At 45.5% G+C, this 26,056-nt stretch carries 25 protein-coding genes and 1 riboswitch; of the genes, 5 read left to right on the forward strand and 20 right to left on the reverse strand.

From position 1 onward, the window contains the following. Positions 1 to 96: 96 nt before the first annotated feature. The 8 genes from FYJ39_RS05665 to FYJ39_RS05700 all read right to left on the reverse strand — a co-directional run bounded on the left by FYJ39_RS05665 (position 97) and on the right by FYJ39_RS05700 (position 10,360). On the reverse strand, positions 97 to 1,833 hold the full coding sequence (locus FYJ39_RS05665) for a CotH kinase family protein (RefSeq protein ID WP_154471549.1): 1,737 nt from the start codon (positions 1,831 to 1,833) through the stop codon (positions 97 to 99). A gap of 4 nt (positions 1,834 to 1,837) precedes the next feature. Beyond that, complete coding sequence (locus tag FYJ39_RS05670; RefSeq protein ID WP_154471551.1) at positions 1,838 to 2,509, reverse strand: DUF4956 domain-containing protein; 672 nt, start codon at positions 2,507 to 2,509, stop codon at positions 1,838 to 1,840. 32 nt (positions 2,510 to 2,541) lie between these two features. Next, complete coding sequence (locus FYJ39_RS05675) at positions 2,542 to 3,213, reverse strand: polyphosphate polymerase domain-containing protein (protein ID WP_154471553.1); 672 nt, start codon at positions 3,211 to 3,213, stop codon at positions 2,542 to 2,544. Between the two features lie 115 nt (positions 3,214 to 3,328). Further along, positions 3,329 to 4,549: a sensor histidine kinase gene (locus FYJ39_RS05680; protein ID WP_154471555.1), complete on the reverse strand. Its 1,221-nt coding sequence runs from the start codon at positions 4,547 to 4,549 to the stop codon at positions 3,329 to 3,331. After that, entirely contained in the window at positions 4,546 to 5,220 is a 675-nt protein-coding gene (locus tag FYJ39_RS05685; RefSeq protein ID WP_154471556.1) for a response regulator transcription factor, read from the reverse strand. Before FYJ39_RS05685 ends, FYJ39_RS05680 begins: the two co-directional genes overlap by 4 nt. 211 nt (positions 5,221 to 5,431) lie before the next feature. Then, on the reverse strand, positions 5,432 to 7,927 hold the full coding sequence (locus FYJ39_RS05690) for a sensor histidine kinase (RefSeq protein WP_154471558.1): 2,496 nt from the start codon (positions 7,925 to 7,927) through the stop codon (positions 5,432 to 5,434). Next, the gene (locus FYJ39_RS05695; protein ID WP_154471685.1) at positions 7,899 to 8,609 is read right to left on the reverse strand and encodes a response regulator transcription factor; all 711 of its coding nucleotides are present in this window, start codon (positions 8,607 to 8,609) and stop codon (positions 7,899 to 7,901) included. The genes FYJ39_RS05690 and FYJ39_RS05695 overlap by 29 nt, the downstream gene beginning before the upstream one ends. Before the next feature lie 278 nt (positions 8,610 to 8,887). Beyond that, entirely contained in the window at positions 8,888 to 10,360 is a 1,473-nt protein-coding gene (locus FYJ39_RS05700; protein WP_328597523.1) for a DUF512 domain-containing protein, read from the reverse strand. 486 nt (positions 10,361 to 10,846) lie between these two features. On the opposite strand from FYJ39_RS05700, the gene FYJ39_RS05705 reads away from it, so the two are divergent. Next, a complete protein-coding gene (locus tag FYJ39_RS05705; protein WP_154471562.1) occupies positions 10,847 to 11,155 on the forward strand; it encodes a hypothetical protein in 309 nt (102 codons plus the stop codon). Position 11,156: 1 nt separating this feature from the next. Here FYJ39_RS05705 and FYJ39_RS05710 read toward each other — a convergent pair whose 3' ends face one another. The 4 genes from FYJ39_RS05710 to FYJ39_RS05725 all read right to left on the reverse strand — a co-directional run bounded on the left by FYJ39_RS05710 (position 11,157) and on the right by FYJ39_RS05725 (position 16,155). After that, positions 11,157 to 12,608, reverse strand: coding sequence for a 4Fe-4S dicluster domain-containing protein (locus FYJ39_RS05710; RefSeq protein WP_154471564.1), 1,452 nt, complete (start codon positions 12,606 to 12,608; stop codon positions 11,157 to 11,159). Between the two features lie 174 nt (positions 12,609 to 12,782). Further along, positions 12,783 to 13,961, reverse strand: a complete 1,179-nt coding sequence (locus FYJ39_RS05715) for a SpoIIE family protein phosphatase (RefSeq protein ID WP_154471566.1) — start codon at positions 13,959 to 13,961, stop codon at positions 12,783 to 12,785. After that, positions 13,961 to 15,913: a [Fe-Fe] hydrogenase large subunit C-terminal domain-containing protein gene (locus tag FYJ39_RS05720; RefSeq protein ID WP_154471567.1), complete on the reverse strand. Its 1,953-nt coding sequence runs from the start codon at positions 15,911 to 15,913 to the stop codon at positions 13,961 to 13,963. Before FYJ39_RS05720 ends, FYJ39_RS05715 begins: the two co-directional genes overlap by 1 nt. A 2-nt stretch (positions 15,914 to 15,915) precedes the next feature. Next, the gene (locus tag FYJ39_RS05725; RefSeq protein ID WP_154471569.1) at positions 15,916 to 16,155 is read right to left on the reverse strand and encodes a (2Fe-2S) ferredoxin domain-containing protein; all 240 of its coding nucleotides are present in this window, start codon (positions 16,153 to 16,155) and stop codon (positions 15,916 to 15,918) included. A gap of 475 nt (positions 16,156 to 16,630) precedes the next feature. On the opposite strand from FYJ39_RS05725, the gene FYJ39_RS05730 reads away from it, so the two are divergent. From FYJ39_RS05730 to FYJ39_RS05740, 3 genes are all read left to right on the forward strand, one after another. Next, complete coding sequence (locus FYJ39_RS05730; RefSeq protein ID WP_154471571.1) at positions 16,631 to 17,740, forward strand: ABC transporter substrate-binding protein; 1,110 nt, start codon at positions 16,631 to 16,633, stop codon at positions 17,738 to 17,740. A 156-nt stretch (positions 17,741 to 17,896) separates the two neighbouring features. Further along, positions 17,897 to 18,634, forward strand: a complete 738-nt coding sequence (locus tag FYJ39_RS05735; protein ID WP_154471573.1) for an ABC transporter permease — start codon at positions 17,897 to 17,899, stop codon at positions 18,632 to 18,634. Between the two features lie 13 nt (positions 18,635 to 18,647). Continuing rightward, a complete protein-coding gene (locus tag FYJ39_RS05740) occupies positions 18,648 to 19,238 on the forward strand; it encodes an ABC transporter ATP-binding protein (protein ID WP_154471574.1) in 591 nt (196 codons plus the stop codon). 118 nt (positions 19,239 to 19,356) lie between these two features. Here the strand turns inward: FYJ39_RS05740 and FYJ39_RS05745 are convergent, their stop codons facing one another. The 4 genes from FYJ39_RS05745 to FYJ39_RS05760 all read right to left on the reverse strand — a co-directional run bounded on the left by FYJ39_RS05745 (position 19,357) and on the right by FYJ39_RS05760 (position 22,031). Continuing rightward, positions 19,357 to 19,602: a hypothetical protein gene (locus FYJ39_RS05745; RefSeq protein ID WP_154471576.1), complete on the reverse strand. Its 246-nt coding sequence runs from the start codon at positions 19,600 to 19,602 to the stop codon at positions 19,357 to 19,359. A 1,165-nt stretch (positions 19,603 to 20,767) separates the two neighbouring features. After that, positions 20,768 to 21,385 carry a manganese catalase family protein gene (locus FYJ39_RS05750; protein WP_154471577.1) on the reverse strand — a complete coding sequence of 206 codons (618 nt, stop codon included), beginning with the start codon at positions 21,383 to 21,385 and terminating at the stop codon, positions 20,768 to 20,770. Next, positions 21,385 to 21,660: a spore coat protein CotJB gene (locus FYJ39_RS05755; RefSeq protein WP_353847328.1), complete on the reverse strand. Its 276-nt coding sequence runs from the start codon at positions 21,658 to 21,660 to the stop codon at positions 21,385 to 21,387. The genes FYJ39_RS05750 and FYJ39_RS05755 overlap by 1 nt, the downstream gene beginning before the upstream one ends. Continuing rightward, a complete protein-coding gene (locus tag FYJ39_RS05760) occupies positions 21,657 to 22,031 on the reverse strand; it encodes a spore coat associated protein CotJA (protein WP_154471579.1) in 375 nt (124 codons plus the stop codon). The genes FYJ39_RS05755 and FYJ39_RS05760 overlap by 4 nt, the downstream gene beginning before the upstream one ends. Positions 22,032 to 22,194: 163 nt before the next feature. Between FYJ39_RS05760 and FYJ39_RS05765 the strand changes: the two genes are divergently transcribed. Next, positions 22,195 to 22,446 carry a hypothetical protein gene (locus tag FYJ39_RS05765; RefSeq protein ID WP_154471580.1) on the forward strand — a complete coding sequence of 84 codons (252 nt, stop codon included), beginning with the start codon at positions 22,195 to 22,197 and terminating at the stop codon, positions 22,444 to 22,446. A 269-nt stretch (positions 22,447 to 22,715) separates the two neighbouring features. On the opposite strand, the gene FYJ39_RS05770 is transcribed toward FYJ39_RS05765, so the two are convergent. The 4 genes from FYJ39_RS05770 to FYJ39_RS05785 all read right to left on the reverse strand — a co-directional run bounded on the left by FYJ39_RS05770 (position 22,716) and on the right by FYJ39_RS05785 (position 25,940). Further along, positions 22,716 to 23,225 carry a CBS domain-containing protein gene (locus FYJ39_RS05770; RefSeq protein WP_154471582.1) on the reverse strand — a complete coding sequence of 170 codons (510 nt, stop codon included), beginning with the start codon at positions 23,223 to 23,225 and terminating at the stop codon, positions 22,716 to 22,718. Between the two features lie 113 nt (positions 23,226 to 23,338). Beyond that, complete coding sequence (gene thiW, locus FYJ39_RS05775) at positions 23,339 to 23,875, reverse strand: energy coupling factor transporter S component ThiW (protein WP_154471584.1); 537 nt, start codon at positions 23,873 to 23,875, stop codon at positions 23,339 to 23,341. A 75-nt stretch (positions 23,876 to 23,950) separates the two neighbouring features. After that, a riboswitch (TPP riboswitch) is annotated at positions 23,951 to 24,060 on the reverse strand. Between the two features lie 130 nt (positions 24,061 to 24,190). Then, positions 24,191 to 24,946, reverse strand: coding sequence for a M23 family metallopeptidase (locus tag FYJ39_RS05780; protein ID WP_178258505.1), 756 nt, complete (start codon positions 24,944 to 24,946; stop codon positions 24,191 to 24,193). Positions 24,947 to 24,986: 40 nt separating this feature from the next. Beyond that, positions 24,987 to 25,940: a SpoIID/LytB domain-containing protein gene (locus FYJ39_RS05785; RefSeq protein WP_154471586.1), complete on the reverse strand. Its 954-nt coding sequence runs from the start codon at positions 25,938 to 25,940 to the stop codon at positions 24,987 to 24,989. Between the last annotated feature and the right edge of the window lie 116 nt (positions 25,941 to 26,056).

The raw sequence follows: 26,056 nt of genomic DNA on the forward strand, positions 1-26,056 counted from the left end.
AAAGATACAGTTTGAGACCCTTTCTCAGAAAAATAAAACCGCTGCAACTTCCATCCTAAGCGGGGATGAAAATTGCAGCGGTTTTTCTATTGCCCGTTAATGCTTATACAGCTTCGCAATGATTAAACCAGCGCCAAGAATCAGTACAGATATGGAGAGCCATATCCAGTTGGCGCTGCTTGAAGCGTTATTACCCATACCGTTCACATTGAAATTTAAATCGCCGCTGGGCATCTGCCAGGGATCGAAGCCTTCCTTCATTTCAGGCATTCCTTCTGATACAGATATTCCCTGATTGTTCAATCCAGAAGATGCATTTGCATCTGTATCGGGCCTTGTGTTTTTTTCAGTATCTTCGGAAGTTGTACCGCCCGGCGATCCACGACCACCAAAGCCAACTTTGCTTCCACCCATGTCCGGCATACCTCCGTCACCAAAGCCGCCACCCCTTCCCATGGAACCCATGTCGGACAAGGTAAGGCCGGAAGCATCTACATAGCTCACAGCGCTTGTGGTTTCACCGTTTGCAAGCTGCATGGAAATGCTTTCAGAACGCATGCTGCAGAACTGACGCATGGTTTCAACACCTGCTTCAAATTTTTCGTAGGTATAAAACGCTGTAGGGTCTTTTTCTACATAGGATTGGATCAGACTGTAGGCGTTGTCGATGATGCCGCCAATATCCACCGTGTTCAAAAATTCTGCAAAATACTTATGATACAGCTCAGTATAGGTTTCATCAGACAGAATCCAGTTCCACATGGGACGGTCTTCACCAGAGCCACCGGACACGGGAGAATCAATGGGTTCGTTGACCGTGCTCTGCGCATTTCCACCTTGGAAAGTACCAAATGCCAGATTGTAGTCCCACGGTATCATTGCCATCTGTCCGTTTTCTTCGTACAGATAGTAGTTGTGAATCATAGAGCCGGTGTAGCTGTCTCTGTTGCAGACATAGTTGTGAACAACGAAATAACGGATAACCTGCTCAATATCCACCACAGATTCGATCTGTTCACTGTTTGACAATTTTCTCAGAGATTCAATGAGCCGTGTCTGATCGGCCGTAGTAATACCGGTCTTGGCATTGTTCCAGATGTTAGTGTAGCTGCCGGCATTATCATCGACATACTGCAGCTTCACATCAGAAGATCCCTCACGCTTCATAAAATCATTCAGTTTGAAATCTTTTCCGTTTCCTCGACCACCGCCAAAGCTCATGCTGTCTGGCTTGTACAGTTCACCGCAATTTGAGCCGTAATTCCGTTCAAGGAAACTGTCTTCCACGCCTTCTACTGCCAGATACAGCCCCCAATCCTCTCCATTGACGGTGATATACACGAAGCTGCATAGGGGAGCTGTCACACTAAATTCCTTCATCATGGTGTAGGTCAGATAGTCCTTCATCATGGTGGAATCCTGAATCAGATTGTTTAAGCTCAGTTTATCAAGACCGTGATAGGTAATGGAACTGTCGTAGTGATCGAACTCCACCTTGAAGCTATAGCGGTTGCTGTTCATGGTAGAAACCGTGGAAAGAGATGTATTTCCTTTCCCACGAATGCCCACGTTCTTATAGGCTTCTCCGTCAATCACCACAGCAGCTGTATAGTATTCTTCGCTCGTAGCATTGTCAATAAATTTGTCCCAATCGTTCATGACAATATCAATGGTATGCACCCAGGTATTGTCGAACAAACGGTTTTCATATCCCATGGTATGCTCCATAGCCTCAAGACCAAGGGCGCCGCCATTCATAAACAGAATGGTAATGACCAATAGTAAGGCTGTGACTGTCCATGCAATTTTGTCCAAATGTTTACTTACCACCATTGCCTTACCCCATGTAATCGCCATTATAGGAGACGATTACTGCGCTGTTCACACCGGGCATTTCGGAGAGAAGATTGATAAAATCGGTATCGCCCTCCTTCAGACGGACTTCAATGTTCATTTCAATCGCACCCTTTACAGCAGATTTGCTTTTGACCGTGGTGCGGGTTACATTCTTTGCAAGAAATTCCTTGGCTTTCACTTCCGCATCATGATTTACGCAGTTTAGCACGACCATGTAAGGATGGGTATAGGATTTCTGATTGACAAATACCAGCAAAATCAGACCGATGCAGACGCTGCCGATGATTACCAGAGGGATCATGCCTGCTGCAAGGATAATACCTGCACCGATCGCCCAAAACAAAAAGGCAATATCCAGAGGATCTTTGATGGCAGTACGGAAACGAACAATAGAGAGCGCACCGACCATACCGAGAGACAGAACTACATTAGAGGTTACTGCGAGAATAACGATGGATGTAATCATAGTCAGAGCAACGAGCGTTGTGCCAAAACCTGCGGAATACATCACACCACGGTAGGTTTTCTTATAGACGAGGAAGATAAACAGACCAATGCCAAAGGACAGCACAATGGTCAACAGCATATCAAAAATTCTGATAGAAGATACATTTTCCAGAAAACTGGACTTGAAAATATCGTTGAAAGTCATGATTACTCCTTTATAGTTGTTAGAATTGTTTCTTAATCGTACATACGGCAAGCGGCATATTTAGAAAAAGCCGCACTGTGCCTGCCGTCAAGCTGTATCACATCCCGAATCACATCGGGAAGATAGTTGTCCCACTTCACTTCGAGGATACAGGGAGAATCCGTGATGGGGACAGTCACACAATCCGGATTCAGAAAATCCGTGCAGCTCATGCCCGTGCGAATATTATAATCCAACGTCACGCGAACGTTGCCGGGAGCGAGCACAAAAGGCTCACGGATATAATCCACAATGACTTTGGCTTTTAGTCCTTCGCTTTTGATGCGGGTATAAAAGCCGAGAATCACTTCATCCGTACTTTCAGCCATCCAACTGACATCCCCTCTGGAAATCGCCTGTGCCTGTTCCGATGTCAAATTGGCAAAGTCCTTATAACCAAGTCCTCCGTGTTTGAACTTCCGCTCCAAATGGATACTAGAATGATCGTTGTTATACAAGCGAATGCGGTATTTTTCACGGATATTCACGCCGTTCAGCTTCTCTCTGAGAGCTTTATCGTCAAGATTGTCAAAATATAAACTGCGTATTTCATATTGTCCGTTTACAGCATGTCTGTCCGGTTTCATCACGGCTCGTAATCTCTGCCGCAGGATCAGCATATCGTGATTGCTGATTTCATGCTTAACCTCATGTCTGAATTGCAAACAGCACTCCTCCTTTCTATGCCAATATTATAAAAAACGAACCTATGATTTGCATAAGAAAAACCTTCCCATGTGTGAAGAAACACGGGAAGGTTTGTGAACATTTATTGAATTCTCAAAATCTGGCGGTGAAACGGATACTTCCGGCAGAAGGGTATCCCGCTGTCAGCTTTCCACCAAAATTCTCACAGATAGCACGGGCAGCGGACAGCCCGATTCCATAGCCAGAGGACTCCTTACTCTGTGTTCGTGCGGCGTCTCCACGGTAAAACCGTTCAAACAATCGCTCCGGATCTGGCTCAAAGGATGGATCGCAGGTGTTTTCTTCGATGATTTGAGTATGTCTGCCGTTTCTTGTCAGCGACAAATGAATATACCCATGATCGGGAGTATACTTCAGAGCGTTATCAAGCAGAATCGTCAGCATTTGACGAAAACTATCTCTATTGGTCTGTATGGTAATATCCGGCTCGATCTGCATATTGAAATGAAGATTTCGCGCCTGCGCATCCTCTTGATAAACGGGCAATAGCTCATTTGTAAGATCACTGATGTTTACCGATTCCGTTGGCAGAGGGATTTCCTCATCCAGCTTGGCAAGGGTCAGCAGATTTGACATCAGCACATTCAGCCGTTTAGTCTGTGCACGGATATGCACATTGTACTTATTCTCTCCGTGGATGAGTGCCATCGTGTCGTTATTCGATTGAATAATCGCCAGCGGTGTTTTCATCTCGTGTCCGGCATTGGTGATGAACTGCTTTTGCTTTTCCATACCTGTAAGCACAGGGCGAATCACCTTGCCCGAAAGCAGGATAACAATAATCAGTAGAATCAGCCAGCAAAGCGCTGATATCGCTCCCGAAGCAAACAAGACCCTATAGAAACTCTCGCTCTGCCCCGATGTATCAATAAAGAAAGTGAGCCGATTAGCTCCCATCTGTTTAACCGCAAATTTGTAGCCCTCCATTCTTCCAAATTCTTTTCCAGACTCCCAAACTGTCAAGGCATAACTTTTAGCCGTCTCATAATCTATCGAGGATATTTGATCGGTATTCACATCCATGATATTGCCATTCGCATCACTTCGGACAATAAAGAATCGTGAAGAACGCATTCTGTCCATATCCAGCGGGTGTGAAAACGGTGGGGGACGGTTAAAATCCATTTTATGAAATGCACCGCCGGAGTCTACAAGTATATCAAGTACCGTATCGGACTGACGCTCCAGCATTATCCAGTTCAGTCCGTTAATTGCAAGTACAATGAATATCAAAAGACAGGTAACTGCCGCCATGGTGAAGATAATAAATCGTCTTTTTAATGTCTTCGTCATGATTGCAGCTCCAATTTATAACCGATATTCCGTTTTGAGACGATCTCCACCTTGGAGTTCATTGCTAAAAGCCGTTTTCGCAAATAGGAAATATACAGCCAAACGCTGTTTATGTCCGTTTCTGTATTATATCCCCATGCCTTTACAAGTAAATCCTCCGTGGACAGATACATCGAATGATTCAGCATAAGCTGCTCCATTAGGCGATATTCCTGCTTGGGTAACTGGAAAGACATATCTCCCAAGTGGATCGCTCCAGACTGCATATTTAACGTCAAGTCACCAAAGCAGATCAGATCGGGGTGAAACTCTTCCCGGCGTCTTAACATGGCACGGATTCTGGCAATCAGTTCACCCATGTCGAACGGTTTGGGGAGATAGTCATCCGCACCGGTATCCAAACCACGAATACGATCTTCTACCTGCGTTTTTGCTGTCAATAGAAGTACAGGCGTTCTGCATCCCTTTTTGCGCAGCGCAGAAAGCACCTCCAAGCCATCCCGTTTTGGCATCATAATATCAAGAATAATTCCATCATATTCACCAGGAATGGCGTAATCATAAGCATCTGCGCCATCATATACGGCGTCAACGATATATTTATGATATGTAAGATAATCAACAACCGCTTCGGAAAGAGCCGGTTCATCTTCAGCGTATAGCAGCTTCATCGCAACCTCCTTAAAATTGGATTGGGATATATTTTAATAATTATAACACGCAAATGTGACGAATTCTTCAACACTGCGTATGAATGGCAAGAAATATATTTATAATTATATCATGTGAAACTTAGACGAACATAGGAAACCACGAAAAACATCTGATCAATAACAAAGCCACGACCTCAGTTCAAATCGAAACCTCAGTCGAGGCGCAATTTCAGTCTAAGGGTTTATACTCTGTAACAGTTCTCAGGTTTATTGTATCTTTTTCCTGCTCCGTTTCTGCCCTGACTGGCTCCTCTTTAGATCCTTCATCTTCCATTCTCTCCTCATCCGCCCATTTTTCAAACTCTTGAAATTCTGGTTCTTTACGTTTTTCCTTCCATCGGATTACCACCCGAAATAGGTCGTCCTCCACCTCGATATCCATGCTTCCTTCCTGAGCCTCTACAAAGCCTCTTGCAATAGCAAGCCCCAATCCTGAGCCTTCTGTGTTTCTGGAGGCATCTCCCCTCACAAACCGCTCGCTTAGCTCCTCAGGAGACACTTTCAGCTCTTCGGCCGACACGTTGCGCATAGAAATAACCACGCTGCCCTCCTGATCCCGGAATACCTGAACATAGGCCCTTGTCCCCGGCATTCCATATTTGATAATATTCACCATCAAATTTTCAAATATACGATAGGTCTTTTGACTGTCCAGATACAGTATCACCCGTTCCTCAGGCAAATGGAAGCGAAATTCGATGCCGCTTTCTTCAATCTTATCTGCCAGTTCAAATCTTACCTGCTTTAAAAGGCTGATTATATCCACATTCTCAGGGTGGAGCGAAACAGTCCCGCAGCTGGCTTTGCTAACCTCGAACAAATCCTCTATCAGCACCTTTAAGCGCATCGCCTTCTGATCCAGCACCTGAATGTAGGCAGCCCGTTCCTCATCTGTAATATGTTCCTGTTTCAACAGGTTTACATACGTTATAATTGCGGTTAGAGGCGTCTTTAAATCGTGGGACACATTTGTAATAAGCTCTGACTTGGTATGCTCGCTCTTCACCTCCTGGGCCACCGCCTTCTTGAAGCCTGTTTGAATTCGGGCCAGCTGTTTCTTAAATGAATTAAATACTCCTAAATCCTCGTCAATCTCTATATCCAGATTTCCCTCTGCCATAGAGTTAATTCCTTCCAGCAGCCTGTTATATTTTTCCTGCATCTGTCCCCAGTATTTTTGGATAAGGAAGAATAGAACCACAGAGTAAATAATCAGAGCTCCGATCCCCCAAAACCACAGGCAGGATATCAGAGTCAGGATCATAAAATTGGCAATGACCGCCTTCCCAATCATCCTTGTAGAACGGCTTTCCCAATCTGTCTCGTCGAACACATTGAACATCTTTACAAGCCATCTTTGGCTAAAGCACAGGAACCGTCCCAGCCAGGTTCTCTCTTTACAGTACCTCCAGAATCCCAGTGAGAAGATAGCCCGGTAACAGGTAATACCCCAGTAAAAAAAGCCATAAACCACAGACCAGAACAGTATATTAATAAGCACAGCCATCGCCTTTGCCGATACAGGCAGTAAGCCAGCTTTCAGCAATTCCTCGCCCAGTCTTCCGTCCATAGTGCCTGCTATCATTGAGGCGGGCAGTCCTCCAGATCCCATAATAGCCATCCATACCGCGCCCATACAGCTTAAAGGCTCAAATGACAGTCTGCATAGCGCGCTGCGGCCAATTTCAAAGCGTTTTACTGCGGGCAGGGCCAGAGCCAGCACTAGAAGGAAGAAGCATATACTGCCGATGACAGGATAATAGCTGCTGTCAATATAGGACTGGTAATCCATTCCGGCTTTTCCGTCCATATTTAATGCTTGATTCGTTACCTTGTCCGGAAAGCACCGGAACTGAACCGTCATATTCCTGGGACCAAGGAACCGGACGCCACTATATGGATATGACTCATCTGTCCTGGATACCAGAGGATCATAAAATTCATATCGATTCATAGCCTGTAAAAATGTGAACCAATCACTATCATCACCTTTAAAATCTGTTACCTTCATACTTCCGGAGGAGGAAAATTGTACTGTGAATACAAACTCCCTCTCCTTGTCGCTGAGAGGCTTCCCAAAACATTCATCAGGACGGTTTACATTGCTTCGAAGCGTTTCACCATTGGCTCCAACTACCCTGTAAAACAAATTGGAGCTATACCTGCGATAGTAATTCTCCCAATCATTCCCCGCTTTATTCATCTGATTCCGAAGATCGTTGTAGTAATCCACATCGTAGGGACCAGATCCCAACTCTTCGGCATAGCTGCTATAGTCTGAATCATTCCCATCTCCGGTTTTCCCAGTCTCATTACCTGCGGCGGCAGGCTCGCCCTGGAGCTGCTGAGCCTGTTTTGTCCGCTGAAGCTCCCGCAGCTTTTCATCAAGTCCCGGCAGATAGGTTTCAGAGTAGGTCATAATACGACCTGCCTCCTCCTGCTTTTGCTGATGCCAGATTACATAGCTAAAGTTCATTACCTGGGTTGATAAATCACTGTAGTCACGGATTTTCTCCTTTATTCTGGAGGTCCGGTATGCTTCATAGTCACGGGCTTTATTTGTCATATAGGGGTAGAGCTTCACCGTGGCTGCCGCTGCCCCTAAGACTGCCAATATAATAATTAAAACGCCCCATTTATGGCTGCTTTTCGATTTTATATCCAACTCCCCACACCACCTTTATGTACTTGGGCTCCTTAGGATTTACCTCAAGCTTTTCCCTAAGATTACGGATATGCACCATAACGGTATCCGTATTAATAGCTCTCTCATTCCAAACCCTCTGGTAAATTTCCTCTGCTGGAAAAACCCGGCCTGGATTCTGTATTAACAGTAACAAAATCTTAAATTCAATCGGTGTCACCTTCACTAGGCGATCATCTACCAACACCTCCACCGTCTCCTCATTCACCTCCAGCCCACCCACACGATGAATCCTAGAATTCTCATTCTGGCTGGAATTGAGCCGATCCAAAAATCGGTGATACCTCCGAAGATGGGAATTCACCCTTGCAAGAAGCTCCATAGGAGTAAATGGTTTTGTAACATAATCATCGGCTCCCATATTAAGCCCCAGTATCTTATCCACCTCCTCAGACTTAGCAGACAGGAAGATAACGGGAAAATCATACTTCTCCCTGAGCTTTGCGGTCATAGTAATTCCATCCATACGGGGCATCATCACATCTACAATAGCCAGCTGAATCTCCCTTTCCTCCAGTATCCTTAGACCCTCCAGTCCGTCAGCTGCCTGATATACTACATAGCCCTGACTCTTTAAAAATATCTCCACTCCCTCTCTAATATCTTTATCATCCTCCACCAGCAAAATCCGGTCCCCATTCATCATTTCTTCCTCCTTGTGCATATCATTCTAACAGGCAAAACAAAAATCTGCCTGTATAAAAAACAAAAGAATTTCTAAAATCCTATTGTATCATTCATAAAGCCGATCTTCAACGGAAGGATGCTCCTGGGTATCCTTTTCAGAAACCGTCGCCTTATATGTATTTTACGGCACAATAAAGCAGATAAGAAATCTTCGAAAAATTATCAGACTTCTTATCTGCCGTCACTTTCATACAGCTATGAACAGATTATTATCAGCATTTGTACCCGCTGGCTTTACTGGTCAGAAGCCCGCTTCTCTCTGTCATATGCCTGTATATACACGAAGTTGTCATTATTCCGCTCCATTCTGTATTTAGGCTCCAGTATAGCCTTTATAAATTCCCGTCCTCCTGGCTCTACGGCAACTAATGCCATTTCCAGCTCCCTTTCAACATCCTTCACTGTCAAATCATCCAGAAAAACCTGCTCCCCCATTCGAAGCATATTGGACGGAATCTGCAATACATTTCCCAAATCCTCCCCCCCTTCCTTTCGGGCCCTCAACTGCTTGATTAAATCCTGACCTGTAATGAGTCCGGACACCGTGATTGTCTCCCCGAAAAAATCATTCCTGATAAAGAAAACATGAATTGTAAGTAAGGGAAAGGCCTCCATCAGCTGTTCTGCAAACCTGTAGATTGTAGGATAAGCCAGCTTTCCGGTTGCAACTGTCAGAGTCCGGTTCACCGTCCCTTTCAGCTTTTCATATTCTGGGCCTCCTATTATTTCCTTTAGCGCCTCCTCAAACTCATTGATAAACAGACGCATCATGCCCACGCCATTCTCCAGTTGAATATAGCCGTCATACCGCTCTTCTTCTGGAAAGCTCCTTCCTGCAGTTATATACCACTCATCACTAGCATGAATAAAATGAAGACCATACCTTTCATAGTATTCCTTTTGATAGCCTTCTATCATATCAATAATGGCTCCTGCCTCCTCTTTTGTGTAGAGTTCAAGGGGAAACAGTCTGTCCCTGTATTTTGTAATCCCTGCCGGAACCACGGAAACACTCCTTAAAAAAGGCAGATACTGCGCCAGGTCATTGATGGATCGCTCCAGCTCCTTACCATCATTAACATTCTTACAGCATACAATCTGCCCGTTCATTTCCACATGTCCCTCATACAGCATCTTCAAGTATTTCAGCTTCTCCCCGGCAAAGCGGTTGTGAAGCATTTTACATCTGAGATCCGGATTCGTAGTCTGTATAGAAATATTAATGGGAGCCAGCTGCATTCGGATAATTCTCTCTATGTCCCGTTCCTTCATGTTGGTCAAGGTAATGTAATTCCCCTGGAGAAAGGAAAGGCGTGAATCATCATCCTTAAAATACAGCGTTTCTCTCATTCCAGGAGGCATCTGATCTATAAAGCAGAACATACATTTATTGCTGCAGGAACGATAGTCACTCATCAGGCCGTTTTCAAACTCCACACCTAAATCATCATCATATTCCTTATCGATTTCAAGCAGCCATTCCTCTCCATCCTGTTTTCTTATGAGAACCTCAATATATTCATCCTTAACCAGATATCTGTAATCCAATACATCCCCAATCTCTTCATTATTGATAGACAAAAGCACATCTCCCGGTTTAATCTCCATTTCCTCTGCTATGGAACCAGGATATACCTCTTTTATCACATGTTCATTCTTCTTCATTCCATTCTTCTCCCTGATTCCATCCGACGAAGCCTTTGCCACTCTATGAAGAAAATCCTGTTCACGGCATTACAGCTTGTCCGCCGATTGACCTCAATCTCCTGAATCCTTCAAATAATCCCCGTATCCCATTTATTTCATACGGAAAGCGGCCATTTTTACTATAACATCTTAGCCCTTGCCATTTTCCAATCTTCGCCTGTGCTGAGATAAAAGAGCCCTTTCAAGGGCTTGTCTCTCCGTGAGGCTCCTGTCTCTATCATCCGTTTCTTACCCGCCCTTATATTTGAGGCGGACTATCTAGTTTTTATTCGCCTGCTCATCACAGAGGCTTCCTGCTATGGTTATTCGTATCCGAATATAGCAAAACAGATAATGTCTGTCAAGAATATTATAGCTTGAGTTTCCGCAGCTAATCCTCTTTCATGTAAATTTAAACTGTCTAACAAGACCCCTACCCCCGCATACAGAAGCTGTGGCAGATGACCTTTGTTTATGTGGGTGGTTATCCCATAAGGGCAAAATCTTATGAGCGTTTTACAGACCATTGACCTAAAAAATGCATTACACGCATCATTGCCGTTACTGCTGTGGATTTACGTTTTTTCCGAAAAAATTGTGAACGTGGCAGCAATTACACTTATTAATCTCTATTATCACAACCTCAAAAAGCCCCAGGAGAAAGCAACTCCCAGGGCCAAGGCATCTATTTCTATCGACCTGAAAAGCCATCACGTTCAGGCTGCAATTTCACTTAATTTTCCTTCAAAAGCCACCATATCTTCTGGTTCTACCGTTTCTCTTCAAAAACCACAAGTGTCATCTAAACTACCGTAGCTTAATGCCGGTGCATGGAAAACTTATCCATCGGATACTTCTTCAGATTATCCAGAACATTCCGTTCCTCAGCAGATCCGATGAGATGATCTCTGGCTTTCTTGGCCTCCATTTCTGTCTTGTGGCTGCTGGGACCGCCCACGCAGCCTCCTACGCAGGCCATACCCTCCACAAAATCCTCAGGCAATCTGCCTGCCTTCATAAGCATCAGCGCCTTCTTACATTCTGCGGCTCCATTGCAACGGGCTACCTTAATATCTGTGTTCTCATCCATTTCCTTCAGGCATTGAAGCACAGCCGCCGCAACGCCGCCTCCGTTGCCAAAGCGTTTTCCAAATATAGAGCTTTCCTGATAGTCGTTCTCTGCAGGCTGAAGCTCCACTCCCTTAGCCCGCATCATGGCTCGGATTTCGCCGAAGGTCATGGCATAGTCTGCATTTCCTTCTATATTCAAGTCCAGGCTTTCACTCTTCTTGGCTATACAAGGCCCGATAAACACCGTGATTGTCTCTGGACGCTCGTACTTAATCATTCTGGAAACGCCGCACATGGGTGAGACTGTAGTGGACATATTCTCTAACAGCATCGGAAAATGCTGCTTAATCATATTTACAAAGGCGGGACAGCAGGAGGTTGTCATTTTCTTTCCCTCCTTGTAGGCTTCAGCCCACTCTTCCGCTTCCGAGGCAGCCGTCATATCTCCTCCCAGACCAACCTCCACCATATCCGCAAATCCCAGCTGCTTTAGGGCAATCTTCCAGCTGGCCATGGTAATATCAGCGCCGAACTGCCCTTCCGTAGAAGGAGCGACCATAGCCACCACCCGCTTACCTGCCTGAATCAGCCGTATCACATCCACCATAAAGGTTTTGGAGCCAATGGCGCCAAAGGGGCAGCTGTGAATACAGGCACCGCACTGAATACACTTTTTTTCATCTATTACACAAATTCCATACTCGTCATATGTAATAGCATCCACAGGACAGGCTTTCTTACAGGGACGTTCCAGGTGAGCTATTGCATTGTAAGGACAGGCATTGGAGCATTTTCCGCACTCCTTGCACTTGGCAGGGTCAATATAGGCACGCTCATAGCCCATACTGATAGCCCCGAAGTGACATGAGTTCTGACAGGCCTTCCCCATGCATTTGCGGCAATTATCTGTCACGATATAGGAGGCGATAGGACATTCCTCACAAGCAGCATTGATGACCTGAACCACATTGGAGGAATCTCTGCCGGCAGGGCATTTCCCTTCTGCCAGACGGACTCTCTGTTTGATGATCTCTCTTTCTTTATAAATGCAGCAGCGGTAAGTTGCCTGGGGTCCAGGAATCATCTTAAATGGAATTTGATCCCGCTGTTCCTCCAAACTTTCTTCCCATGCAGCCTTGGCCACTTCATAAAGAACATCATGCTTAAGGCGCAGGATTGTCGCATCGTTGGTTACCATTATTATTTCCTCCTTTAAGTTTTAGACAGTGTCAAGTATTTTGCTGTTCAGCCAGGTCTCAGCACTGGATTGTTAAGTTTATGACAATATATGAATCTACTATATCCTATAGAAAAATGCAAGTTTAAAATAAGGTACAAAGGCTGAATGCGAGTATTCCATCACTTTTTACATTTAGTAGTAGGAAACTGCTACCGTTTTTCCCATCTCCTCAATCACATGCTTTAGCTGCTCTACCAGATTCTGACGGATGCCCAAATCAAAGGGCAGGCCCGGATTCTGGTATGCGCTGTTAATCGCTTTTCCCACATAGAGATGGACCTCCGTGCAATCCTCAATCAGCACCTTGGCTACCATGGAACCGCCATTGGGTTTATCCAGCTCCTGAAAAAACTCCTCTGAAACCGTCTCATTCTTCACATACCGGCGAAGGAGCTGAAGCACCCGGTTCAAAGTGAGAACCCCCTCTGTCACCAGATCTACACCTTCCATATAAGCAATCGGAGGAATCTCCGGATCCACATAGTCCAGAGATACGTCCAGCTTCCGGTTCAGCACCCGTGATACGATTGTAGCGCTGGTACCGCCGCAGACAATGGTCTTGGCATAAGGATCTCCCATAAAATCATGAACCATACGAACATCATCCTCCGGATTTCTGGCAGGACCTGTCATAAGGTGGACAGGCTTACTGTCAATAATCCTCATGCAGGCAACGGTAGTATCGTCACCCGGTCTAAACTGGTACAGTTCGTCGCAGGCTCTGCTGATGGCAGCAGCCAAACGCATAGCGGACACAGTCAGCTGGTACTGACGCACCGCATAATCTGCAATGTCCTGCCAAAGCCATCCAAAGTTTAAAAGCTCTCCTACCCCTGCATGTATGGTTCCATCGCTCATAAGAATCAGAGCGTCGCCCTTTTGCACCTTAAACCGGTATTCATTAATGGACTTGCCCTGTATGATTCGTGTGTTCCTTGGAATCTCCATCAGCCTTCCGTCCCGTATGAAAATACAGCCCGGATTGTCATATTCAACCAGGTAGGCATCCCCATTGTGGTACACCTGGAGAATACTGAAGGTGGAATAAGCCACCTGGCGGATCTGACAGATGGGCAGAGTCTCGCTGATTGTATCGACACATTCCTCCAGAGTAGCTCCATTTAAGAACATGGTTCCCAGGATCTTAGAGGTAAGGGTGGACAGGATGTTGGCCTTCACACCGCTGCCCATACCGTCTGCCAGAATCATGATATTCGAATCCTCTGTCTGAAGCAGCTCCACCTTGTCGCCACAGAGTATCTCGGAAAACTTATTCAGGCTTTTATATGCAACATCAACCGTAATTCCCATTATTTACCTCCGCCGCCTCCTGGCCTGTGCAGTTCGTCACTGTTTAAACGGACATAGCCTGTTTTTCCAGAGCCTGAGGACTGGGGGCTTCCAATATGAACATAGCCCCTGGAACCGGTTTCCTTGGGCTTCTCCTTAGGCGTCATCACTCCCCTTAAGGGCACCGCTCCGCTACCCAAATGAACCTCAGCTATCTCCCGTTCCTCATCCCCGCCTGCGTATCCGCCATCGCTTCCATCCTCCAGCAAGGAATGGCACAGCTTGGTCAGGGTCGTCTTTGTCTCTGCCGTTGTCTCCCCTAACAGGCCGGCAATCTCCTGGGCCACCATCATTTGCTTATGAATAATCTTCTGTGCCAGATCAATGGTTTCCAGCTTCTTCTCATACTCCTCCCTAGCCTGCTCCTCCTCCCTGGTAATGTCGATAAAGGTGGCTAGAACCGCATTTTCACGCTCTATGTATACAATATTTTGCAGAGTGGAAAGCTTATACTCCGGATAGCTCACCCGCTTGCCGTGAATATTTTGGTGCGTATCGAATACCCACTGGAAGTTCACCGGATCGATAAGCTCATATAGATACATCTGAAGAGCTTCGGATCGGGTTTTCCCAAAGTATTTCTCCCCTACATCAGAATACTCCAGAATCCGCATATCTTCTCCCACAATAAGCACAATGTTAGGGGACGTTTCCATTACCAGATTAGCCATAGACTCCGCCTTTTCATGCATAAAGGGAATACACATACTCACTTCCGCCTTATGCTGAAATACGGCAATGGCCTTCTCCCGGCAGGTGGGATAACCACATGCGCCGCAATTTAATTCATCCTCAGGCTTTGTCTTATTGGTCATACGGAGGATGTCCCGAATCTGAGCCTCTGTAGGCTGAGTTTCTCTGGGCGAACGATCCTCAAAGATCTTATCAAATGCCATCTTTTCCCATACAGGAGCCATCTGCTCTTTTTCAGCAGGCACACGCCCTATGGTTTCCTCCATATCCAGCTTCACCTTGAATCTGGATATAGACTCGTCATTTACAGCCGGCCCCTTGATACAGCCGCCAGAGCACATATTCATCTCAATGAAGCAGCCGCTTATCTCTCCTCTAGCCATGCTCTTGCACAGATCAATGCAGTTTGACACGCCATGAACATAAAACTTACGATAGCTGTCTCCTTCCTCCGCGGTAGCCAATACAGAGTTGACGATACCATTGGTTACCGGATAAAGTCGATTAACCTTCGGATCAAAACGGACAAACGGCTTGTCCTCGCAGTCCTCGATCACAATATCTTCTTCCTTCAGCCACTGATTGATATCCTTAAAATTAAGAACACCGTCAATGCAGTCATCATGTCTCGTATCCTTAGATTCCTTTTTCTTGGCGATACAGGGCCCCAGAAATACCACCTTAACGTCTCTGCCCAGTTCTTCCTTTAAAAGCTTTCCATGGGCAATCATAGGCGATACTACGGGAGCCAGGTTCGGAATCAGCTGGGGGTAATATACTTCCACCAGATCATTGACGCTGGGACAGCAGGTTGTAATAATATTCTCCATCCTGTGCTCTTTCAGCAGCTTCGTATACTCGGCCGTAACAAAGGCAGCCCCCTCCGAGGTCTCCCTTACATCTTCAAAGCCCAGACGCATCAACGCGGTACGAACCTGTCCTATGGTCTTATATTTTAACAGCCCCATATAAGCCGGAGCTATGGAAACCACCACCCTCTGCCCTTCCCGGATAAGGCCCTTTACCATATCCAGATCGCTCTTTAAGGTCTTTGCGGATTGGGGACAGATTTTCAGGCAATGGCCGCAGAGCACGCACTTATCAGGCATAATCACCGCGCGTTCATCCTTCACCTGAATCGCCTTAACCTCACAGTAGCGGACACACTTATAGCAATGCTTACATTTTGTGGCTTTGAAGTCAATGATTTCCATGCCCATGGCTATAGTCTCCCCTTAATTTCATTTTCAAAGAATACTTCCGTATCCTCAGGCTTTAAAGAATAGAGCTCTTTCTCTACCGTTACACACACACCATGGTCACAGTTGCCGGAGCAAAATGCGCCATTTAAATCTACTTGTTCGGAAAGTCCATTGGCAGCCACCAGTTTCTGCAGCTTTTCAATAATTTCCCTGGAACCTTTCAAATGACAGGCACTTCCAATACAAATCGTAACTTTCATCCCTTCGTCCTCCACCTTACACGTGTATTCGCTGGTCACCCCAAACGTTAACATCATTATCTCATATCATGATGCCTATATCAATAATTTTTCTCAAATATTTTATGGAATTGGCAGATACTTTATGTTATACTGTGAGCACTTGACATGGTCTTTTCCTGTCTGGCAAGAACGGCCTATCCTTTAGCGGATGGCCTAATGAATCTGGTGTCTTATCATCCGAGAGGATGCTGCTCCGGGTCGATGACGGCATCAGGCCGGTCACATAAGAAACACTTCCCATAGCCAGAGGATATGGCAGCCTATCCGGGCATAGTCCCAACTCCCGGACGGGCGCATTGGACAGTGAGGCCGTCTGGTTTACCCTCCTCACAAACCATGCCTTAAGTCCCCTGGAAAAATACCATGTCTAACTAGAAGGTTCATAGCAGTAATTATCTATAAAAGGTTTAAAATGTTTAAAAAGGAGATAGTTATGAAAAAATCAATTTCTTACATGATGGCTGCCTGTTTGGGAATCTCTCTGCTGCTAAGCGGATGCGCAGGAAGCGGACAAGCGCCACAAAAGCCAGCAGCGGAATCTTCCTCTGAATCCGGCAGCGCTGCCAAAACTTCCTCTGCTTTACAGGAAAAAACCACCGTAAGTCAGGATTCTGCTGACTCAGGCAAGGCTTCCGATTCAGCAGGTGTGGATGGAATTCGCGTCGGCTCTCTCAAGGGGCCTACTTCCATGGGGCTGGCATCGCTCATAGACAAGGCATCCAAGGGAGAGACGGAAAACTCTTATGAATTTACAATGTCAGGCACGGCCGACGAGCTGGTTGGCAAAATTGCAAACGCAGATCTGGATATCGCTCTTTTACCTGCTAATATAGCCAGCGTCCTCTATGCCAAAACCCAGGGACAGGTTACAGCTATAGACATCAATACTCTGGGGGTGCTCTATGTAGTGGCTTCTGACGATTCCATTCAAACTATGAACGATTTAAAGGGCCGTACCATTTATATGACAGGGAAAGGCACTACCCCCGAATATGTTATGAACTATCTTTTAAGCCAAAACGGCCTTTCCATATCCAACGTTGATCTTCAATTTAAATCAGAGGCTGCAGAGGTTGCTTCTATCCTGAAGGAGGACTCCACAGCCATTGGCGTGCTGCCCCAGCCCTTTGCAGCGGCTGCCTGTATCCAGAACGAGGCATTAAAAACTGTACTGGATTTGACCGAGCAGTGGAATCTGCTGAATCAGGAAAGCAAAAGCATGCTGGTAACAGGCGTAACCGTTATCCGAAGTGATTTTCTCCGCGAAAATAAAGCGGCTGCTGAGCTGTTCCTAAAGGATCATCAGGCATCTGCTGCTTTTGCGGCAGAGCATGTGGAGGAAGCAGCAGAGCTTATCGCGGCTCAGGGCATTGTGGAAAAGGCTCCTATTGCTAAGAAAGCACTGCCCCTGTGCAATATTGTATGTCTTACTGGCGAAGAGATGAAAGCCGCGCTTTCCGGCTATCTGTCCGTACTCTATGAACAGGATGCCAAATCCATTGGCGGCGCTATGCCCGGAGATGATTTCTACTACATTCCATAATCGAAGATAACTTCTTTTTGCTTACCACAGGGTTTTGTCCTCTCTGCAGCCACCGGATGAACATCCCGGTTTCCACAGGGGATGGCTGCAAAAAAGAGGCGGCGCAATATCTGCGCTGCCATTTTACCATATCTAAAACAGGGAGCGTCAAATGCAATGAAATACAGCCATCCCTTACGAACATGTTTTATATGGCTTTTCTGGCTTGGAGTCTGGCAGGGAGCAAGCCTGCTCATCAATAACAATATTCTGTTTGTGGGACCTGTGGAAATGGCTGCCTCCCTCTGGGGACAGCTTGATCAGACATCCTTCTGGCTTACCATACTCTGCTCCTTTTCCAGAATCAGCCTGGGCTTTCTGGGCGCGTTCCTCTGCGGGATTCTTCTGGGAAGCCTGGCTTACATTTCTCCTCTTATAAGAGAATTGATTGAACCAGTGATGCTTCTGATCAAGGCTGTACCTGTAGCCTCCTTTGTTATACTGGCATTAATTTGGGTCGGTTCCGGGAACCTTGCTGTGTTTATCTCCTTTCTGGTTGTAGTGCCTATGATTTATATAAATACGCTCTCAGGGCTTGGCAGTACAGACCGTAAGCTTTTGGAGATGGCTAGGGTATTCCGTATTCCTCTTCGGAAACGGATTCATTATATATACATCCCTGCCCTTCTGCCCTATCTGATCAGCGGCTGCAAAACGGCTTTGGGAATGAGCTGGAAGTCAGGAATCGCAGCAGAGGTTATCGGTATTCCCAGGGGGTCTGTGGGGGAGCAGCTATACTATTCCAAGCTTTATTTAGATACAGCGGGACTTTTTACGTGGACCTTTGTGATTGTTGTAATCAGCGCATTGTTTGAACAGCTCTTTTTGTTTATGCTGAGGAAAATCCAAAGGTAGAAAGGTGACTGTTATGATAATCCTGAACAATATAACAAAAACCTATGGGACTCTTACTGTGCTGAAGCATTTGTCCCTGACTCTGGAAAAAGGAAAACGCTACTGCCTTATGAGTCCCTCCGGTTCTGGAAAGACCACACTGCTGCGCATTCTTATGAGGCTGGAGAAGCCAGATTTCGGGAGTATTTCCACGGCATCAGGAATACCCTTTGAGGAGCTGGTGATTTCTCCTGTCTTTCAGGAGGATCGGCTTTTTGAAGCCTTCTCCCCTGTTGAAAACGTGAGCATAAGCGCAGGCCGCTTCAGGAAATCGGCCCAAATTAAAGAGGAGCTTGAACGGCTGCTGCCAAAGGAATGTCTTACCCGGCCCGTATCTACCTTAAGCGGAGGTATGAAGCGGCGAGTAGCCATTCTGCGGGCACTCCTTACTCCGTCGGACATTCTTTTGATGGATGAGCCCTTTACCGGATTGGATGAAGAAATAAAGCAAAGAGTGATAGAATATATAAAGGAAAAACAGGAGGGAAGGCTTCTTGTGCTTACTACTCACCAGGATGAGGACATTGCCCTTCTGGAAGGAACATTGATCCGTCTTTCTTTTTAAGACTGGATTATCTTTTCAAGATGAGGTAGAATAAAGAACCTGCTGACAAATACCTAATTTATAAATGAATTCCAGTGATTTAAAATGGACGCAAAAAAGTTGACAAATATCAGCGCTGTTACACTGCTTTTACCGCTGCTTTAGATTCAATGCCGTTATTGATAAGAGGCATTCCTCTGTTGCATTCCGAATCCGTAAGGTTTTTTAAATATTCTTTTTTTATTTTCTGGATCTCTGATTCCACATAGCCAGACACGGAAGCAAGTTCCTCATCAAGCTCTTTTATATATTCTACCGTGGAATGTTTAATTGTTTCAATCGTTTTATTCCGTTTATCCCAGGACTGATGGCAGGAATGATCCATTATAGCCGGCTAGCAACATTTTAATCAAAACGACTAGAGCAATAGCCCTTCTTCCGACAGATGAATATCAAGGATCTGCTTTTTCATATATAAAATCAAAGTTTACGCAATTCTTACTCCGCCTCAAAAGATGGTTGTGTGAAATCATCGAGTCAATGTCGAGTATTATGATTTGCATCTAGTAATCTTGTTTTTCCATCATAAGAAATAATCTCCTGTATTTGCGATAGTAATTATAACATATAAGAAGCCATTCTTCTTTATTTTATCAACAGGCCCTTTTTAATCTGTCTCAACAAATGATTTTAAGGAATCATAGAATCAATATCAAGAACAATCAGTTGCATCTGGCTATCCGTTTTTCCCATCATAAAAAAGCACCTCCTAATCTGATATATTAATTATACCATATAGAAAATGCTTTTTCTTTAGTTTGTCAACAGGTCCACTTTGAAACAGTCTCGCTGTTTGATACCAGTTCGACCAATCCGCTTTTATTAGTTGCTCAATATCTTTTTTGAAGATTTAAAGAATAAGTGAATTTGTCAACAGAGCCAGGTATACACACTCGTAATTTGGGGAAGAACAAGCTACAACTTGCCATTGATAACGCAATTTTAAATCAAATACTCTGATTGGGCAAGAAACGGCAGGTATTTCTTATTTACTTCATCTGTAAAATCTCTTTTTAAATACAATAGCTAATCGGAGAGTTCCTTTCTCTCATGATAACAGGCTTCTACTGCCTCCACATCACTTGCATACTCCCCTTTATCAATGAATTCACCGATTCTTTTTGCAGTACCTTTCCAGTATTCATAGCCCTCTATGTTCTGCTAGAAAATCCAGAAAGACGCTAAGGAGGCTCCTATCTTCTTCTGTCACTAAATAAGTAATTGTGAGACTCTGAAAGCCACAAAAAACCTAGCTCTTTCGAGTCTTGTTTCTGCCTCTCTTCTCATCAAATTTTATATCCACTTTGCCTAAAAATCTCACTTAATATATTCCATTCAAGATTATTTCTATAGGAAGTGCATAAATTCTAGTCAGTTTGCTTCACAATCATTTACCTATTTCTAAACGGGTAATGGAAAGTGCCGCAGACAGGATAGAGCCCTTCCACAGGGCTCTGCCCCCGCTTCTCCTATTCACATTACAGTCTTACTTACTGTCTGCTAGGTACTGACTGCACATCAAATGCAGGGTTAAATGCATAGAAATTCCTGCTGTCCAGATTATCCTGAGTGATTCTTAACAGTTCACCGAATCTCTGATAATGCACAACCTCCCGCTCTCTCAAATATTTGATAGGTTCACAGACATCATAATCCTTTACTACACGAAGGATGTTATCGTAGGTGCTTCTAGCCTTCTGCTCTGCTGCCATATCCTCATGAAGATCCGTAATCACATCGCCTTTGGACTGAAACTCACAGGCATTAAAAGGTATACCTCCTGCCGACTGAGGCCAGATGCCTGTAGTATGATCGATATAATAAGGGCCAAAGCCCTGCTCCACCAGCTGATCGGCTGTAAGGTTGCGGGTAAGCTGATGAATGATAGCTGCTACTATCTCCAGATGACCCAGCTCCTCAGTTCCGATATCCGTAAGTGCTCCCTTACACTCTTTATAAGGCATAGCATAACGCTGTGAAAGATATCGCATGGAAGCTCCCATCTCACCGTCTGGGCCACCATATTGACTCATTATAAACTGAGCCATCTTCGCATTTGGCTCTTTAATATTAACCGGAAATTGTAACCGTTTTTCATATTTCCACATTAATTCTGACCTCCTTCCCACGGCCATGGGTCATCCATCCAGGACCAGTACGATGAATCATTGCTGCGGTAAGCCATAAGTGGTCCGAACTGCGCTTCGTATGATGCTACTGCATTGCGGTACATTTCAGATACCTGATTAAAGTATGCCAGCGCCTCCCTATCACAAGGATGTGTGTCAAGATACAGCTGGGTATCATCCAAAGAAAAGCCTACCTGATCAATTTTCCTTAAGAGCGCCTCACGAGAATTGGAATCACAATCATACATCATCATCTGCCGCACCTCCCGTAATTAAATTCCAGATCCAAATCCGGGAAGATAGTCCCCTGTAACAACCCTCTCTCAGGAGCATAGGTCGTCTGCCACTGCTGCCAGGGCACATAGGCCATTGCAACTGGGAACTGCTGCTCCAGACATCCGGGAGCCGTCTGCGTACATGCCATTCCGCCTGGCTGTGTAAATGAGGCTTCTGGAAATGCGTAATTAGGTGTGTTTACATCATATTCCCATGAATTCCAGGGAAATGTGGTCATATCCGAATAATCCGGCGTAGCGGCAGAGCCCCATTGGTTGCTGAGACAGTTACTTGCCGGTACAGATCTCTGGCCGCAGCTTCGACCACTTACATCTGTATAAGAATTCATATGGTGAATACTCCTTTCAATTAACATTTTCTACTATAGTCTATGTGGAGCCAAAGTACGGGTGACAAAAACTTCAATCCAGACAAACTGTAACACTTTGTCTACCTGTCCCATATGATATAGTACAAAATTTAAAAAAAGGAGATGCGATATATGTGTTGTTTTGAATCTAGATGTGGATGCAATCGTTGGAATAATGGATGCGGTTGTGGCTGTAATCGTTGGAATAATGGATGCAGCTGCGGCTGTAATCGCTGGAATAATGGATGCGGCTGCGGCTGTAATCGCTGGAATAATCGCTGTGGCTGCGGCAATGATAACCGGCGCGAGGCCTTCCGTGATGGCTTTCGCGAAGGCTTTTGGGAGGGCTTCCGTGACGGTTCCCGCATCGGTTGGAGCGGATTTACTACTCTAAGAGGAAACAGCAGAGCTTTCTCTGAAGATAGCTGCTGCGACTGTGACAACTAACTTGAAAATCAAATCTTGCCTCTCATTAGCAAACGGGATTTAGGAGAACCTGCCCGGACTGCGGACAAAGGCGGCGCTGGGAAGTTAATCCCAGCGCCGCCTTGTCTCATCTGATTTTGCAAGCTTACTGCTGCATACTAGCCACTCCTGTTTCCTCTTTCTCTTTGCCAGCACATTTTCCGGCTGTTTCTGATTCATGTACACCTCTGTCAGTCTCTATACAAAGGCTTTTTCTTTGCCGCGCATTCTTACTACTGCTGATAGGTCTACATTTTTATGCGCTCTGCCGCTGACTGCGGCTTCTAGCTGAGAGCCATCCTTGGCTGTCTCGCATTTCCGATAGAAGTATTTAATAATATCCTTTCTGGTTATAATTCCGATGAAACACTTCTGATCATCTAAAACCGGAACAAAGTTCTGATTCAGCGCTTTACCAATCAAATCCTCCATATCTGCGTCCGCTTTCACCGGGCGGTTATCACACCTGCGGCGTATGGCAGTAACCGGTATTTTCTCTGCGCTCTTAAGATCCAGGTTAAACTGGTTTTTCATGCCCCATAACAGATCGCCCTCTGTCAGTGTTCCCACATAACGGCCTGTTCTGCTGACAATCGGTACAGAGGAATATTTATGGTGCTCCATCTTCTCCAAAGCCTGTCTTAACGTATCATCCTCACTTATATACGCTACGTCACTTTTAGGAGTCAGGAAAAATAATATGTTCATATTGTCACTCCTTCTTCCTGTATTCTTTTGTTAGTATAAAATACGCCTCTGAACCGTCTGTGAACAAATTATTATAAAACTCTGAAATTTCTTAAAAAGTGGAAAAAGTTTCCTTATTTCCCTACTGCGCCGGACAGCTCCATCTCCATGTCCAGCAGATGTTTCAAATATTTAAACGCTCCCGATTTGCACAGAACACCCATTAAAAAAGCCGCAATCACAGTGCCGCTTAAGGTGCTCATAAGGAACGGCATCACATAAGCAAACACTGCCGCTTCCTTTCCCATAAGCAGGGTTGCAACAGGATAGCACAGTACCCCTCCCAAGATTCCGGTTCCAAAAACTTCCCCTCCATAGGCCCAGACCAATTTCCCGGAATGCTGATACAACATGCCGCAGGCAAAGGCTCCAATCATGCTGCCTGGAAAGGCCAGGAGGCTGCCTGTTCCCATGAGGTTACGGATAAGAGACGTGCAGAAAGCCATTGCCACACCATACCAGGGTCCCAGGAATACGCCTGCGATAACATTTGCCAGGTGCTGGACAGGAAAGCATTTGGATGCTCCAATCGGAATGGAGAGGCTGGACAAAGACACTGCAACCGCCACCAGCATTGCGCTAACCGCTAATTTTTTAACATTTACGTTCATTTCATATCCTCCGTTTTTCATAATACTTTGTACAAAAGGTCCACCCCCCGCAGGAAATGAACCTTGAAATGCAAAAAATAAGCGTCTCATATTTCCCTACGTTGGCATTACCCAAATCAGGTACGATAGGTCGAAGTTCGATTACTTCCTCTCAGCCTGCTTTACAAGCTCCCTGTTGTCATTTAGCATATCACCGGTTGTTTGCCTTGTCAATGTATTGTATCAAATTATTTTTCCATACAGATCCCTCACAGGCAAAAAACCAGCTGGTTAGCCGGTTTTCTGACTAATGCTTCTATAAAGCTTAGCGCTTTCCTACTCCATGAAATTCAGAGGATCTACCGTCTTATCCTGATGCTGCAGCTCGAAGAATACATTAACGCCTTCTACGGAATAATATTTGGTAGGCTCTGATACATAGCCCATAATCTGTCCCTGCTTCAAATACTCGCCCTCTACTGCGCAGACTTCCTTCAACTGACCACAGGTAGCTTTGTACTCATTACCCAGATCCAGGACAACGTAGCTGCCGATTTCATCACTGACGCCCACCTCCAGGACCTTTCCATTGGCAGGCGCCTCTACAGGAGTGCTGACATCAGCCTGAATCACTATTCCGGGATTGCATTTGTACTGATCCAGGGTTGGGAAATAAATTGTCTGATCCATGCTGTAATCCAGAATAACATTTCCCCTTACAGGCCATGTCATCTTGCTGGAATCATTAAAATTCAGCACCAGGGCTTCTGCCGCATTCTGCCCAGCTCCCGCCTCTGCCGCCAGGTCATTGCCCTGGTTCTCGTTCTTTGCCACAGCTGTCTGGCTGGGCGCCTGGATTATATCTTTCGCGTTTTTCGTCCCATCAGAAGCTCCTGCAACCGGAGGAAGCTCCGGATCGGTTTCCTGGGCAATCATCTCTGGCTGTGGAACCTCAAGGTACGGATTTGTCTCATTACCTTTTCCTCTTTGTACGGTAAACACTCCTGCTGCGGCTACAATAGTCAGCAGGCCTAACACTAGCATGACAAGAAACAGCTTATCCTTGAACATTTGATTTACTTTCTCTTTCACGTTTATCACCTCGGTACTATTCTTACCAAACCGAGACTGATTATTCAGAAAGGAGTGTAATATTTTTATAAAAATATCCAAGAATGTCCTCTGCCTTCCATCCCTCCTTTGCCTTCTGGTTAGCTGTCCATTGACTTAAGCCGTAGCCATGCCCGATTCCCTTTGATGCTGCCCGGATTTGCTCCTCATAAGGCTCCAGGGTAAACGCAGCCGACTGAAGTCCCAGAGCATACTGAACCTCCTCTCCTGTATAGCTGTAACCACCAATTTGCAGCTCCTCTATATACCCGGCCTCATCCCTGGCTGCGATCTGTATCGAGTCCGGAATCTGGGATGGGTCTATCTGGCGGGAACTGGAACTAGTCTGAGGAATACTGTTAATACGCGCCGCAAAATCCTCCTTTGATAGTGCCAATATCTGCATATACCCTTCCGCCTCCACATCGTTTGGACACTCTAAGCTCTGAAAATAAGGATGTGCAAAATCCCCATTTCTGGTCATTCCTGCTGCCGCCCGGCAGTACATAGGCTCAATACACTTCCCTTCGTAAGTCATAACCATACCGGAGGTGGCTTTTACCGCAGACTCTAGCTTCTGGTAATACTGCGGAAAACGGCTGGAGCCCCATAGTCTTTTAAGCTGATCCGACTCCAGATAATCCATATCCAGAGACGACTCTTCAATCTCTTCCTCCTCTCCTGCCGCTTCCATTTGACGGCAGATATAAGTCCTGGCAATAATGGCCTGAGCCTTTAATGCCTCCGGCTCAAACTCCACAGGCATCTGTCTGGCAATGACTCCGGGAAGGTATTCCTCCATATCCATGTAATAAGAACCGCCGCTGCGATCCAGCAGGATACGCCGCCCTCCAGATACACCTTTTTTCTGCTCATAGCTTAGCTCTTCCCCACGTATCGTGCCTGTCCAGGCCAGGGTTCCTACATAAGGAACCATCAGGCCTATGACAGCAGCCCATATAATACGTTTATTCAAAGTCCTTATCCCTCCATTTCCAGCATGGTATGCACATGCACTTTGCTACGTATAATATATGAGCGGCTATTCCTGCCTATGAGGCGTTTGTCCTTAAGTATAAAAATATCGCCGCG

The sequence above is a fragment of the Clostridium porci genome (assembly GCF_009696375.1).
Taxonomy (GTDB): Bacteria; Bacillota; Clostridia; order Lachnospirales; family Lachnospiraceae; genus Enterocloster; species Enterocloster porci.